The following is a 13,932-nucleotide window of genomic DNA, read 5'->3' as shown; positions in this document are numbered from 1 at the left end:
CGAACAACTATGTGGCGTGAAACCAAGCTTCTGCTAATCGACGACAACCTCGAGCGTCGTCATGACCTGTCGGTGATTCTCAATTTTCTCGGTGAAGACCACCTTGCTTGCGGCAGCAGCGAATGGCGTGACGTTGTGGAGCAAATCGACTCCAGCAGAAGCATTCTTGGCGTCCTGCTCGGTGAGGTGCAGCTCAAGGGGGGGGCGCTGGATCTGCTCAAGCAGTTCGCCGCCTGGGACGAGTTCTTGCCGGTGCTGATGCTTCATGAGCATGCCACTACTGACTGGCCAGAGGAGTTTCGCCGCCGGGTATTGGCGACTCTGGAAATGCCGCCCAGCTATAACAAACTCCTCGATTCCCTCCATCGTGCCCAGGTCTATCGCGAGATGTATGACCAGGCGCGGGAGCGCGGTCGGCAGCGCGAACCTAATTTGTTTCGTAGCCTGGTAGGCACCAGTCGTGCCATTCAGCATGTTAGGCAGATGATGCAGCAGGTGGCCGACACCGAGGCCAGCGTGCTGATTCTCGGGGAGTCGGGCACCGGCAAGGAAGTCGTCGCGCGCAATCTGCATTACCACTCCAAGCGCCGCGAAGCGCCGTTCGTACCGGTCAACTGCGGCGCCATTCCCGCCGAGCTGCTGGAAAGCGAACTGTTCGGGCATGAGAAGGGCGCGTTCACGGGCGCCATCACCAGCCGCGCTGGGCGTTTCGAGCTGGCCAATGGCGGAACGCTGTTTCTGGACGAGATCGGCGACATGCCGCTGCCGATGCAGGTCAAGTTGCTTCGAGTTCTGCAGGAGCGCACCTTCGAGCGCGTGGGCAGCAACAAGACCCAGAACGCCGACGTGCGCATCATCGCGGCCACCCACAAGAACCTCGAGAGCATGATTGAGAGCGGCAGCTTCCGTGAGGATTTGTACTACCGCCTCAACGTGTTCCCTATCGAAATGGCGCCGCTGCGTGAGCGCATTGAAGACATTCCGCTGCTGATGAACGAGCTGATCTCGCGCATGGAGCACGAGAAGCGTGGCTCCATCCGCTTCAACTCCGCCGCCATCATGTCGCTCTGCCGTCATGACTGGGCGGGCAACGTGCGTGAGCTGGCCAACCTGGTCGAGCGCATGGCGATCATGCATCCCTACGGCGTGATCGGTGTGGGTGAGCTGCCAAAGAAATTCCGCCACGTCGATGATGAGGACGAGCAACTGGCGGCCAGCCTGCGTGATGAGCTGGACGAGCGTGCGGTGCTGACTTCTTCTGCGCCATCCGTGCTGTCGGCGGCGATGCTGCCTGCCGAAGGTCTGGACCTCAAGGATTACCTTGGCAACCTCGAGCAGGGGCTTATCCAGCAGGCGCTCGATGATGCCGGCGGTGTCGTGGCCCGCGCTGCTGAGCGGCTGCGCATCCGCCGCACCACGCTGGTCGAGAAGATGCGCAAGTACGGCATGAGCCGTCGCGAAGACGAGATGGGCGACGACTGAATCGTCTGGCCTAAATCTCTTAAGGTGGGCCATAGCCCACCTGTCCCCCCCCCCGAGCCTTAACGCTCTTGCAGTCAGTCAATTGACGACTTGCTACTCATTAAAATCCTATGTGATTGAAAATAAATGGTTTTATTTTAAGGCATGAGTATTGCTATCTCTCTGGCAAATGACCGCCTTCTGACGGCCCGCCATGTAAGAGAGTGCAATGAAACCAAGCCCGCAACGTCATGTTTCCCTGGATACCTCATCGCCGATAGGCGCGGAGCGTGGGGATCTGGAGCAGTCGCTGGCCTTGTTCGAGCAGATGTCGAGCCGGCTGGGTAGCTCCTACAGTCTCCTGGAAAATCGCGTCAATGAACTGACTGGACAGCTGGCCCAAGTCAGCGAGCAGCGCGTGCAGGAGCTGAACGAAAAGGAGCGGTTGGCCCACCGCCTGCAAAGCCTGTTGGATCTGCTGCCCGGTGGCGTCGTCGTCATCGATGGCCATGGCGTGGTGCGTGAAGCCAATCCTGTGGCGCGGGACATGCTTGGGGAAGCGCTTCTGGGATGTCTTTGGCGTGACGTGATCGCGCAGCGCTTCGCACCGCGGCGCGACGACGGTCATGAAATTTCTTTGGCCGATGGCCGGCGACTGTCGATATCCACGCGCTCGCTGCAAGGCGAACCCGGCCAGCTGGTGTTGCTGACCGACCTGACGGAAACCCGTCGCCTGCAGGATCAGCTGTCGCGACACGAGCGCCTGAGTGCCATGGGGCGCATGGTCGCGTCACTGGCTCACCAGGTGCGTACGCCGCTATCGGCGGCGTTGCTGTATGCCAGTCACCTGACTGAACAGGTACTGCCGGCCGAGCAGCAACAGCGCTTCGCCGGGCGCCTCAAAGAGCGGCTGCACGAACTCGAGCATCAGGTACGCGACATGCTGGTGTTCGCCCGCGGCGAGCTACCACTGCCGAATCGACTCGGTCCTGCTCAGCTGTTCGAGGCGCTCAGGCAGTCCGGTGAGTCGGTGCTGCAAGGTATCGACGTTCGCTGGCAATGCGATGTTCGGGGCGGCGAGCTGCTCTGCAATCGCGACACGTTGGTTGGTGCGCTGCTGAACCTGGTCGAGAACGCGATCCAGGCGACAGGGCAGGGTGTGCGCCTCAAGGTGCATGCTTACAAGCGCGAATCCACCTTGCGTCTGTGCATCAGTGACGACGGTCCCGGCATTGATGCCCTCACGCTGGCACGTCTGGGCGAGCCGTTCTTCACCACGAAAACCACCGGTACCGGCCTCGGGTTGGCGGTGGTCAAGGCGGTCGCTCGCGCTCACCAGGGCGAGTTGCACCTGCGTTCACGGCCGGGTCGCGGTACCTGCGCTTTGTTGATTCTGCCGCTGATTACCCCAGCGCACCCCACGATTCAGGAGTGACCCATGGCTGCCAAAGTCCTGCTGGTTGAAGACGATCGCGCATTGCGCGAAGCCCTGGCTGACACCCTCGAGCTCGGTGGCCATGATTACCGGGCCGTCGACTGCGCCGAAGCGGCGCTGGTCGCCATCGCCCAGGAGCCGTTCGGGCTGGTGATCAGTGACGTGAACATGCCGGGCATGGATGGTCATCAACTGCTATGCGCCATTCGCGAACGCCAGCCGCAGTTGCCGGTGCTGCTGATGACGGCTTTCGGTGCCGTCGAGCGTGCCGTCGACGCCATACGCCGTGGTGCAGTCGACTATCTGGTCAAGCCCTTCGAACCCAAGACCCTGTTGTCGCTGGTGGCGCGCCATGCGCTCGGGCGGGCCAGCGAACTGGATCAGGACGGTCCGGTAGCTTGCGAGCAGGCCAGCCTGCAGCTGCTTGAGTTGGCGGCGCGGGTGGCCCGTAGCGACTCCACCGTGCTGATCACCGGCGAGTCGGGGACCGGCAAGGAGGTTCTGGCGCGTTATCTTCATCAGCAGTCTCCGCGTGCCAAGGAGCCTTTCATCGCCATCAACTGCGCGGCGATTCCGGACAACATGCTGGAAGCCACCCTGTTCGGTCACGAAAAGGGCGCATTCACGGGCGCCGTTGCCAGCGCGCCGGGCAAGTTCGAGCTGGCCGAGGGCGGAACCATCCTGCTCGATGAAATCTCCGAGATGCCGCTGGCCTTGCAGGCCAAGCTGTTGCGTGTGTTGCAGGAGCGTGAGGTCGAGCGAGTCGGCGCCCGTAAGCCGATCAGCCTGGATATCCGCGTGCTGGCGACCAGCAACCGTGACTTGGCGGCAGAGGTAGCGGCAGGCCGCTTCCGGGAGGATCTGTTCTATCGCCTTTCGGTGTTCCCGCTGGCCTGGCGACCGTTACGTGAGCGCCCGGCGGATATCCTACCCCTGGCCGAGCGTCTGCTGGCCAAGTACGTGAAGAAGATGAACCTGGCGCCGTTACGGCTCTCGGTCCAGGCGGTCGCCTGCCTGACTGGGCATGCCTGGCCGGGTAACGTGCGTGAGCTTGACAATGCCATTCAGCGCGCGGTCATCCTTCAGCAAAATGGTGTTATCGAGCCCAACGACTTGTACCTGAACGCGCCTATCGGGTTCGCACAGGCAGCACCTGCACCGCAATTGGCGGCGGTGCCGAACGCGCCGCTGCCGGTCATGCCGGACGCAAGCGTGGCGGATGGGGCCTTGGGCGAGGACCTGCGACGTCGTGAGTATCAAGTGATCATCGATATCCTGCGTGCCGAGCGAGGGCGTCGCAAAGAGGCCGCCGAGCGACTGGGCATCAGCCCGCGTACCTTGCGCTACAAGCTGGCGCAGATGCGTGATGCCGGGATGGATGTCGAGGCTTATCTGTACGCCAGCTAAACCTGGGGTAGCCCGGGTTGAGCGAAGCGATACCCGGTAAGTTTTATAGGCCTTGTGATCGCGCGGTGGGTTACGCACCGCTCCGAGTAAGTAGCGTTCGCCAGGCTTCTGGCCAGCGGCGCTAACCCACCCTACGAACCGCACACTTTCCGACAGCCAATAAAAAACCCGGCCTAATGACCGGGTTTCTTGAATTTGGCTCCGCGACCTGGACTCGACAGCGCAGCTGAACGCGCCTCAGCGCGGCCCCGTAGGAGGGAGCGAAGCGAATAACCTGGGACGCAGTCCCTGGTGAGAGTCCGGCAGGCAATAAAAAACCCGGCATAAAGGCCGGGTTTCTCGAATTTGGCTCCGCGACCTGGACTCGAACCAGGGACCCAATGATTAACAGTCATTTGCTCTACCGACTGAGCTATCGCGGAACAACGACGCGTATCCTACTGATTACGAAGGGGAAGTCAAGCATCTGCCGACTTCCCCTCGCAACTTACAGAATGGCGGCGATGGCCTTGGTTACGACCGGCAGGTTGCGCGTGTTCAGGGCGGCCACGCAGATGCGGCCGGTGCCCACGGCGTAGATGCCGAATTCGCTGCGCAGGCGCTCGACCTGTTCGGTGGTCAGGCCCGAGTAGGAGAACATCCCGCGCTGTTCGGCGACGAAGCCGAAGTCGCGCTTGGCGTTCAGTGCTGCCAGCTGCTCGACCATGGCCAGGCGCATGGTGCGGATACGATCGCGCATCTCGCCCAGCTCGGTTTCCCACATCACGCGCAGTTCTGGGTTGTTGAGCACGGCTGCAACCACGCTGGCGCCATGGGTCGGCGGGTTGGAGTAGTTGGTGCGGATCACGCGCTTGACCTGGGACAGCACGCGGCTGCCTTCTTCCTGGTCTCCGACCACGATGGTCAGGGCGCCGACGCGCTCGCCGTACAGCGAGAACGACTTGGAGAACGAGCTGGAGACGAAGAAGGTCAGGCCAGATTGGGCGAACAAACGTACCGCCGCGGCGTCCTCTTCAATACCGTCGCCAAAACCCTGGTAGGCGATGTCGAGGAAGGGCACATGCTCGCGTTCGCGCACGATTTCCAGCACCGCCTGCCAGTCTTCTGGAGTCAGGTCGACGCCGGTCGGGTTGTGGCAGCAGGCGTGCAACACGACGATGGAGCGCGCCGGCAGGTTCTTCAGGTCTTCGAGCAGGCCGCCACGGTTCACGCCGTTGCTGAAGGCGTCGTAGTAGCGGTAGTTGCGCACCGGGAAACCGGCGGCTTCGAACAGTGCGCGATGGTTCTCCCAGCTCGGGTCGCTGATCGCCACGGTGGCGTCGGGCAGCAGGCGCTTGAGGAAGTCCGCGCCGGTCTTCAGAGCCCCGGTGCCGCCGATGGCCTGGGTGGTGATCACGCGGCCTTGCTGGATCAGCGGCGAGTCGTTGCCCAGCAGCAGCTTCTGCAAGGCCTGATCGTAAGCGGCGATGCCTTCGATCGGCAGGTAGCCACGTGGCGCGCGAGCGGCGGTCAAGGCCGCTTCGGCTTCGACCACGGCGCGCAACAGCGGGATGCGACCTTCTTCGTTGGTGTAGACACCCACGCCAAGGTTGACCTTGTCAGGGCGTTTATCGGCGTTGAATGCTTCGTTGAGGCCCAGGATGGGATCGCGCGGAGCCATTTCGACGGCGGAGAACAGACTCATGGGGGCGGCAGCTCTGTGGTGAGGTGAGTATCGAGCAACCCGGCAACTGGATTAGGGGTTGCGCAAGCGGGCCGTTAGTATAGCGGCCCATATTCGGTGTCGCGACAGCGTACATCAGGTATGACGCACGTGTTGTCGTGGCGTCACAGCCTTTGCAGAGGTAATTATGTCTGAGTTTCAACTGGTCACCCGTTTCGAGCCCGCTGGCGACCAGCCCGAGGCGATTCGGCAGATGGTCGAAGGCCTCGAAGCCGGGCTTTCGCACCAGACGCTGCTCGGCGTGACGGGCTCCGGCAAGACCTTCAGTGTGGCCAACGTCATCGCCCAGGTGCAGCGCCCGACGCTGGTGCTGGCGCCGAACAAGACCCTGGCGGCGCAGTTGTATGGCGAATTCAAGTCGTTCTTCCCGAACAACGCGGTGGAGTACTTCGTTTCCTATTACGACTACTACCAGCCCGAGGCCTACGTGCCGTCGTCGGACACCTTCATCGAGAAGGACGCCTCGATCAACGATCACATCGAGCAGATGCGCCTGTCAGCGACCAAGGCGCTGATCGAGCGCAAGGACGTCATCGTGGTCTGCACGGTGTCGTCGATCTACGGCCTGGGCAGCCCCGAGGAGTACCTGAAAATGGTGCTGCACCTCGACCGTGGCGACAAGATGGACCAGCGCGCGCTGCTGCGCCGCCTGGCCGAGCTGCAATACACCCGCAACGACATGGATTTCGCCCGGGCGACCTTCCGGGTGCGCGGCGATGTGATCGACATCTTCCCGGCCGAATCGGATCTGGAAGCGATCCGCATCGAACTCTTCGATGACGAGGTGGAAAACATCAGCGCCTTCGATCCGCTGACTGGCGAGGTGCTGCAACGCCTGCCGCGTTTCACCTTCTACCCCAAGAGCCACTACGTGACGCCCCGCGACACGCTGCTCGAGGCGATGGAGAAGATCAAGATCGAGCTCAAGGACCGCCTGGACTACCTGCGCGGCGCCAACAAACTGGTCGAAGCCCAGCGACTGGAGCAGCGCACCCGTTTCGACCTGGAGATGATCCTCGAGCTGGGCTACTGCAACGGCATCGAAAACTACTCGCGCTACCTGTCCGGGCGCGACCCCGGTGCGCCGCCACCCACGCTCTACGATTACCTGCCAGCGGAGGCGCTGCTGGTGATCGACGAATCCCACGTCAGCGTGCCCCAGGTCGGCGCCATGTACAAAGGCGACCGTTCGCGCAAGGAAACCCTGGTCGAGTACGGCTTCCGCCTGCCCTCGGCGCTGGACAACCGCCCGATGCGCTTCGAGGAATGGGAAGCCTCGTGCCCGCAGACCATCTTCGTTTCCGCCACACCGGGGCCTTACGAGGCCGACCATGCCGGGCGGGTGATCGAGCAGGTGGTGCGACCCACCGGCCTGGTCGACCCGGAAGTGGAGGTACGCCCGGCGCGTACCCAGGTCGACGACCTGCTGTCGGAGATCAACAAGCGCGTCGCCCTCGAGCAGCGCGTGCTGGTCACCACGCTGACCAAGCGCATGGCCGAGGACCTTACCGACTACCTGGCCGACCACGGCGTCAAGGTGCGTTACCTGCACTCGGATATCGACACTGTTGAACGGGTGGAAATCATCCGTGACCTGCGCATCGGCACCTTCGACGTGCTGATCGGCATCAACCTGCTGCGCGAGGGCCTGGATATGCCCGAAGTCGCCCTGGTGGCGATTCTCGACGCCGACAAGGAAGGCTTCCTGCGTAGCGAGCGCTCTTTGATCCAGACCATCGGGCGCGCAGCCCGTAACCTCAATGGTCGGGCGATTCTCTACGCCGACAACATGACCGGCTCCATGGAGCGCGCCATCGGCGAGACCGAGCGGCGCCGGCAGAAGCAGCTGGCCTTCAACGAGGCTCACGGCATCGTGCCCAAGGGCGTGGTCAAGGACATCAAGGACATTCTCGAAGGCGCCGTGGTACCGGGTGCACGTAGCAAGAAGCGCAAGGGCATGGCCAAGGCAGCCGAAGAGAACGCCCGTTACGAAGCGGAGCTGCGCTCGCCGGCGGAGATCACCAAGCGCATTCGTCAGCTGGAGGACAAGATGTTCGAGCTGGCCCGCGATCTGGAATTCGAGGCGGCGGCGCAGACCCGCGACGAAATCCAGAAGTTGCGTGACCGGCTGCTCGCGGTATGAGTACGGCGGCTCAGCCCAAGGTCTACCTGGCCGGTTTCGACGTGTTCAGGGCCGATGCCATCGAGCGCGGTGAGTACCTCAAGCGCCTGTGCCTCGAGCACGGGCTCGAAGGGCTTTATCCGTTCGATAACGAGGTGGCCGAGGGCCTGGCACCGGCCGATTTGGCGGCTCAGATCTGCCGGCTCAACCTGGCGATGATCCGTGATGCCGATGCCGTGCTGGCCAACCTCAACCCGTTTCGCGGGTTCGAGCCGGATTCCGGCACGGCCTTCGAGGTCGGTGCGGCGGTGGCGCTGGGCAAGCCGGTGTGGGCCTACTTCGAGCCCCAGGGCAGCATGCGCCAGTGGCTGCCCGGTGACGAAAACGGTCGTGACGCCGACGGCTACTTCATCGAGGATTTCGGCCTGCCGCGCAACCTGATGCTGGCTTGCTCCTGGGCTGGCTGCAGCGCCAGTGTGGAGGAGGGCGTTACGGCGCTATCTCGCTACCTCAGTGGCGCTTCGCGCGCCTGACGCGTTCTTCGCAGCCCTGCGCCGCGGTCCGCTGGAGCCAGCCGGGGCTGGCCTGTTAATATTCGTTCCCTTCGCTTTCTCGCGTCATCCATGGCGCCTGCGCCTGTCGCTCATGCGGTCTGGGTGCGGGGCTAGCCCATGCCATTTTCAGTCTTACTTGCTCGGGACTTTCCATGACCACCGTTCGCACTCGTATCGCTCCGTCGCCCACTGGCGATCCTCACGTCGGCACCGCCTACATCGCCCTGTTCAACCTGTGCTTCGCCAGGCAACACGGCGGTGAGTTCATCCTGCGCATCGAGGATACCGACCAGGTCCGTTCGACTCGCGAGTCCGAGCAGCAGATCTACGATGCCCTGCGCTGGCTGGGCATCGAGTGGAACGAAGGCCCGGACGTCGGCGGCCCTTATGGCCCGTACCGGCAGAGCGAACGTGGCGAGATCTACCGCAAGTACGCGCTGGAGCTGGTCGAGAAGGGCCACGCCTTCTACTGCTTCTGCACCCCGGAAGAACTCGACCAGATGCGTGCCGAGCAGATGGCTCGTGGCGAGACGCCGCGCTACGACGGCCGCGGCCTGCTGCTCTCCGACGAGGACGTGCAGCGCCGCCTGGCAGCGGGCGAGCCCCACGTGATCCGCATGAAGGTGCCGAGCGAGGGCGTCTGCGTGGTGCCGGACATGCTGCGCGGTGATGTGGAGATTCCATGGGATCGCATGGACATGCAGGTGCTGATGAAGACCGATGGCCTGCCGACCTACTTCCTGGCCAACGTGGTCGACGACCACCTGATGAAGATCACCCACGTGCTGCGTGGTGAAGAATGGCTGCCCTCGGCGCCCAAGCTGATCCTGCTGTACGAGTACTTCGGTTGGGAAAAGCCGCAGCTGTGCTACATGCCGCTGCTGCGTAACCCGGACAAGAGCAAGCTGTCCAAGCGCAAGAACCCGACCTCGATCACCTTCTACGAGCGCATGGGCTTCCTGCCCCAGGCGATGCTCAACTACCTAGGCCGCATGGGCTGGTCGATGCCGGACGAGCGCGAGAAATTCACCCTCGAGGAGATGATCGCTAATTTCGACGTACAGCGCGTTTCCCTCGGCGGGCCAATCTTCGATCTGGAGAAGCTGTCCTGGCTCAACGGCCAGTGGATGCGCGACCTGAGCGTCGAAGCGTTCGCCGCTGGCGTGCAGAAGTGGGCCTTCAACAGCGACTACCTGATGAAGATCGCCCCCCACGTGCAGGGCAGGGTGGAAACCTTCAGCCAGATCGCGCCACTGGCCAGCTTCTTCTTCGCAGGCGGCGTGCAGCCGGACAAGGCGCTGTTCGCCCACAAGAAGCTGTCGGACGATCAGGTGCGCCAGCTCATGCAGCTGATCCTCTGGAAGCTCGAAGCGCTGCGCCAGTGGGAGAAGGAACGCATCACAGGCTGCATCCAGGCGGTAGTCGAACACCTAGAGCTGAAACTGCGTGACGCCATGCCGCTGATGTTCGCTGCCGTCACCGGTCAGGCCAGTTCGGTATCGGTGCTCGATGCCATGGAAATTCTCGGCCCGGACCTCACCCGTTTCCGCCTGCGCCAGGCCATCGAGCTGCTCGGTGGTGTGTCGAAGAAGGAGAACAAGGAGTGGGAAAAACTGCTGGCCAGCATCGGTTGATCACCAGTGGTTTGTCGGCCGCTGGTCGCCGTCGGCGGCCGGCAGCCAGCGGTTTGCGGTAAGTGTTTGTTATGTCAGCGAAAAAAAATAAGGCAGCCGCTAATTTTTTGTTGACAGGGTGCAGGGGCGCACTTAACATGCGCCCCGTCCTCGAGATGGGGCTATAGCTCAGCTGGGAGAGCGCTTGCATGGCATGCAAGAGGTCGACGGTTCGATCCCGTCTAGCTCCACCAATCTCGGATGCCACAACCGGTTCTAAGGAGCGGGTTGAGTTGTAAAGAAGGGCATTTGCGTCCCCTTCGTCTAGTGGCCTAGGACACCGCCCTTTCACGGCGGTAACAGGGGTTCGAGTCCCCTAGGGGACGCCACTATTTCCAGCTGCAGTGCTCAGGCATTGCAGCCAGACCGCAAGGTTCTGGGGCTATAGCTCAGCTGGGAGAGCGCTTGCATGGCATGCAAGAGGTCGACGGTTCGATCCCGTCTAGCTCCACCAATCCACGACAAGGCCAGCCGAGTGCTGGCCTTGTTCTTCGAAGGTTTCGTCCCCTTCGTCTAGTGGCCTAGGACACCGCCCTTTCACGGCGGTAACAGGGGTTCGAGTCCCCTAGGGGACGCCATTTTTGCCCGCTCTGCGGGATTTTTAAGGGTCACTTCTCACGAAGTGGCCCTTTTGTTTTTGCGCGTACGAAAACTTCTCGTCGATCCGTGCGGCTGGCAATGCGGCGCTTGCGTTACAGCAGGCTGAGCCCCTAAGGTCGAGCCTGTTGCGTCGCCAAGGGAGGCCATTGCATGAATCTCACTTACACTGCTGCATCGCTACGCGCCGCTGCGCTCGGGTGTCTGTCGTGAACTGGGACCGCCCCGACCCATTCACCATCGAGTTGCTGGTCGGCAGCGAGGATATCGATGGCCTCGGGCACGCCAACAACGCGGTTTACGTGACCTGGCTGGAGCGTTGCGCCTGGCGCCATTCCCAATCGCTGGGGCTGGATCTGGTCGAGTACCGGCGCCTGGATCGGGCCATGGCGGTGGTGCGCCACGAGATCGATTACCTGAGTAGTGCCTACGAAGGCCAGGAACTGGTCATAGGCACCTGGATCGTCGAATCCGACCAGCGTTTGAAGATGGATCGCTGCTTTCAACTGATACGCCCTCAGGATGGCGCCACCCTGTTGCGTGCGCGCACCACCTTCGTCTGCATCGAACTGTCCAGCGGTCGCCCCAAGCGCATGCCGGCCGAATTCATCGAGGGTTATGGCCGGGCGTTGCTGCCGGCTTGAGTGTTCGTGGCTGCGGGGCCAGAAACAGCTTTCGCTCTTCGTAGACTGCCTGGTAGCGCCGGGTTTCACCTGGTTGCAGCAAGAGCGACTGGCTGCTCACCAAGTCTATCTCGGCGCAGAAGCCTTCGCGTGACGGGGTGAGCACAACGCTGCGTTCGCCGCTGGGGACGTCGAGCGTGACGCTTTCGCCGGCTGGCAAGGCGACAACCAGTTGCTCGTCGACGCGCAGTTGCAGGTCGCAGGCGTTGGGCGCATTGCGGTCGCGGCTGACGATCAGCTTGGCGGCCGCTGCGGGATCCAGCGGCACGCCCTCGGAGATCGGCGTGGCGGCGATTGCAGTGGTGGTGGCCAGCAGCAGGGCGAGCGGGGCGCTGCGCAGCACGAGTCGATTCATGGCGATTTCCGGTGGTGTCTGTCAATTCAGTGGACTGCGCCAGGCGTTGGGTGTTCAGGCGCTGTCCCGGCGCGTCGCTCGCCGCTACACTACGCGCCGTTTTTGCCTCGGCATGCCGATGGCCTTTCCCGTTATTCGAGAGTATCGCCATGCAGATCGCCCTGGCGCCCATGGAGGGGCTGGTCGATGAAATCCTCCGCGACGTGCTGACCCAGGTTGGCGGCATCGACTGGTGCGTGACCGAGTTCATCCGCGTCACCGATCGCGTGCTGCCTAGGTCGACCTACCGCAAACTGGCGCCGGAGCTGTTCAATGGCGCCCGCACGGCTGCCGGTACGCCGCTGCGCGTGCAATTGCTTGGCTCCGATCCCAAGTGCCTGGGTGACAACGCCGCCTACGCCTGTGTGCTCGGCGCGCCGGTGATCGACCTCAATTTCGGCTGCCCGGCCAAGACGGTGAACAAGTCCCGTGGTGGGGCGGTGCTGCTCAAGGAGCCGGAGCTGCTGCACGCCATCGTGCGCGAGGTGCGCCGCAGCGTGCCGGCGGCCATTCCCGTCACTGCCAAGATGCGCCTGGGCTTCGATCACAAGGACCTGGCTCTCGATTGCGCCCGTGCACTGGCCGAAGGCGGCGCCTCGCAGATCGTCGTGCACGCGCGCACCAAGGTCGAGGGCTACAAGCCGCCAGCGCACTGGGAGTGGGTGGCGCGGGTGCAGGAGGTGGTCAGCGTGCCGGTGTATGCCAACGGCGACATCTGGTCCGTCGAGGACTGGCAGCGCTGCCGCGAGGTGAGCGGCGCCGAGCACTTCATGCTGGGGCGTGGCGTGGTGGCGCGGCCCGATCTGGCCCGGCAGATCGCTGCGGCGAAGCTCGGCCAGAATGTCGGCGTGATGAGCTGGGCTGAGTTGCAGCCGATGTTGGCCGAGTTCTGGCTGCAGGCCCGCCGCAAGATCTCGCCGCGCTACGCTCCCGGGCGCCTCAAGCAGTGGCTGGCGATGCTCACGCGCAGCTATCCCGAGGCTGTCGAGCTGTTCGCTCTGGTGCGGCGAGAAACCAACTGCGAGGTCATCGACGCACTGCTGGGCGTGAGCATCGCGCCGACAGAGGTGAGCACGCTGCAAGCGCTCGAAGTTGACGAGGAGGCGCTCAGCGCCCTCCGCTGACGTCGAGCAGCGAGCCGGTGGTATAGCTGGCCTGTTCGCTGGCCAACCACAGAATCGCTTCTGCCACCTCGTCAGCCCGCCCGCCGCGGCCCAGCGGAATGCTGGCGGCGACGCGCGCCACTCGCTGCGGCTCGCCGCCACTGGCGTGGATCTCGGTGTCGATCACGCCGGGTCGCACGGCATTCACGCGAATGCCATCGGCGGCGAGTTCCTTGGCCAGCCCTACCGTCATGCTGTCGACCGCGCCCTTGGCTGCGGCATAGTCGATGTACTCTTCGGGGGCGCCGAGGCGGGCGGCAATCGATGACACGTTGACGATCACGCCGCCACGCCCGCCCAGGCGGGTGGACATCCGCGCAATCGCCTCACGGCTACACAGGAAGCTGCCGTACACGTTGGTGGCGAACACTCGCTGCCAGCGCTCCAGGCTCATGCGCTCCAGGCGCATCTGCTGCTCGAGCATCCCGGCGTTGTTGACCAGCACGTCCAGACGCCCCAGGCGGGCGTCGACCTCGGTGAATAGCCGGCGAACCTGGGCTTCGTCCGCCACATCGGCCTGTACCGCCAGCGCCTCGCCGCCCGTGGTCGTGATCGCTTCGACGAGCGCGTCGGCGGCCTCACGGTTGCGCTGGTAGTTGATGACCACGCGGTAACCCTGGCCAGCCGCCAGCCTTGCCGTGGCCGCACCGATGCCGCGGCTGGCACCGGTGATCAGCATCACCTTGCTCATCGAAAAATCTCCTTTTTCGGTCCCCTTGA

At 63.3% G+C, this 13,932-nt stretch carries 11 protein-coding genes and 5 tRNA genes; 12 read left to right on the top strand and 4 right to left on the bottom strand.

Features of this window, described 5'->3' with window-relative positions; genetic code table 11:
* Positions 1 to 9 precede the first annotated feature (9 nt).
* The 3 genes from BM279_RS06605 (at position 10) to BM279_RS06595 (ending at position 4,303) form a co-directional block, all read left to right on the top strand.
* On the top strand, positions 10 to 1,482 hold the full coding sequence (locus BM279_RS06605) for a sigma-54 dependent transcriptional regulator (RefSeq protein ID WP_093502094.1): 1,473 nt from the start codon (positions 10 to 12) through the stop codon (positions 1,480 to 1,482).
* 208 nt (positions 1,483 to 1,690) lie between these two features.
* Complete coding sequence (locus BM279_RS06600; protein WP_093502092.1) at positions 1,691 to 2,896, top strand: sensor histidine kinase; 1,206 nt, start codon at positions 1,691 to 1,693, stop codon at positions 2,894 to 2,896.
* Between the two features lie 3 nt (positions 2,897 to 2,899).
* A complete protein-coding gene (locus BM279_RS06595) occupies positions 2,900 to 4,303 on the top strand; it encodes a sigma-54-dependent transcriptional regulator (RefSeq protein ID WP_093502090.1) in 1,404 nt (467 codons plus the stop codon).
* Positions 4,304 to 4,649: 346 nt separating this feature from the next.
* On the opposite strand, the gene BM279_RS06590 is transcribed toward BM279_RS06595, so the two are convergent.
* Positions 4,650 to 4,725, bottom strand: a tRNA-Asn gene (locus tag BM279_RS06590).
* 65 nt (positions 4,726 to 4,790) lie between these two features.
* Entirely contained in the window at positions 4,791 to 5,987 is a 1,197-nt protein-coding gene (locus BM279_RS06585) for an amino acid aminotransferase (protein ID WP_093502088.1), read from the bottom strand.
* 166 nt (positions 5,988 to 6,153) lie between these two features.
* On the opposite strand from BM279_RS06585, the gene uvrB reads away from it, so the two are divergent.
* The 8 genes from uvrB (at position 6,154) to BM279_RS06545 (ending at position 11,616) form a co-directional block, all read left to right on the top strand.
* A complete protein-coding gene (gene uvrB / locus BM279_RS06580) occupies positions 6,154 to 8,169 on the top strand; it encodes an excinuclease ABC subunit UvrB (protein WP_093502086.1) in 2,016 nt (671 codons plus the stop codon).
* Positions 8,166 to 8,681 (top strand): nucleoside 2-deoxyribosyltransferase, encoded by a 516-nt coding sequence (locus BM279_RS06575; RefSeq protein ID WP_093502084.1) that lies wholly within the window; start codon positions 8,166 to 8,168, stop codon positions 8,679 to 8,681. The genes uvrB and BM279_RS06575 overlap by 4 nt, the downstream gene beginning before the upstream one ends.
* Positions 8,682 to 8,854: 173 nt before the next feature.
* Positions 8,855 to 10,336: a glutamate--tRNA ligase gene (gene gltX / locus BM279_RS06570; RefSeq protein ID WP_093502082.1), complete on the top strand. Its 1,482-nt coding sequence runs from the start codon at positions 8,855 to 8,857 to the stop codon at positions 10,334 to 10,336.
* Positions 10,337 to 10,493: 157 nt separating this feature from the next.
* Positions 10,494 to 10,569, top strand: a tRNA-Ala gene (locus tag BM279_RS06565).
* 59 nt (positions 10,570 to 10,628) lie between these two features.
* Positions 10,629 to 10,704, top strand: a tRNA-Glu gene (locus BM279_RS06560).
* 49 nt (positions 10,705 to 10,753) lie between these two features.
* Positions 10,754 to 10,829, top strand: a tRNA-Ala gene (locus BM279_RS06555).
* 48 nt (positions 10,830 to 10,877) lie between these two features.
* Positions 10,878 to 10,953: transfer RNA gene (locus tag BM279_RS06550), tRNA-Glu, on the top strand.
* Between the two features lie 228 nt (positions 10,954 to 11,181).
* The gene (locus BM279_RS06545) at positions 11,182 to 11,616 is read left to right on the top strand and encodes an acyl-CoA thioesterase (RefSeq protein WP_093502080.1); all 435 of its coding nucleotides are present in this window, start codon (positions 11,182 to 11,184) and stop codon (positions 11,614 to 11,616) included.
* Here BM279_RS06545 and BM279_RS06540 read toward each other — a convergent pair.
* Entirely contained in the window at positions 11,579 to 12,010 is a 432-nt protein-coding gene (locus BM279_RS06540; protein ID WP_093502078.1) for a hypothetical protein, read from the bottom strand. The two genes, BM279_RS06545 and BM279_RS06540, sit on opposite strands and share 38 nt — an antisense overlap.
* A gap of 149 nt (positions 12,011 to 12,159) precedes the next feature.
* Between BM279_RS06540 and BM279_RS06535 the strand changes: the two genes are divergently transcribed.
* Positions 12,160 to 13,173, top strand: coding sequence for a tRNA dihydrouridine synthase (locus BM279_RS06535; RefSeq protein WP_093502076.1), 1,014 nt, complete (start codon positions 12,160 to 12,162; stop codon positions 13,171 to 13,173).
* On the opposite strand, the gene BM279_RS06530 is transcribed toward BM279_RS06535, so the two are convergent.
* Positions 13,157 to 13,903, bottom strand: a complete 747-nt coding sequence (locus BM279_RS06530) for an SDR family oxidoreductase (RefSeq protein WP_093502074.1) — start codon at positions 13,901 to 13,903, stop codon at positions 13,157 to 13,159. The two genes, BM279_RS06535 and BM279_RS06530, sit on opposite strands and share 17 nt — an antisense overlap.
* Positions 13,904 to 13,932: the final 29 nt, after the last annotated feature.

It is taken from the genome of Phytopseudomonas straminea (assembly GCF_900112645.1).
GTDB lineage: Bacteria > Pseudomonadota > Gammaproteobacteria > Pseudomonadales > Pseudomonadaceae > Aquipseudomonas > Aquipseudomonas straminea.
This window is presented reverse-complemented; position numbering and strand designations above follow the sequence as displayed.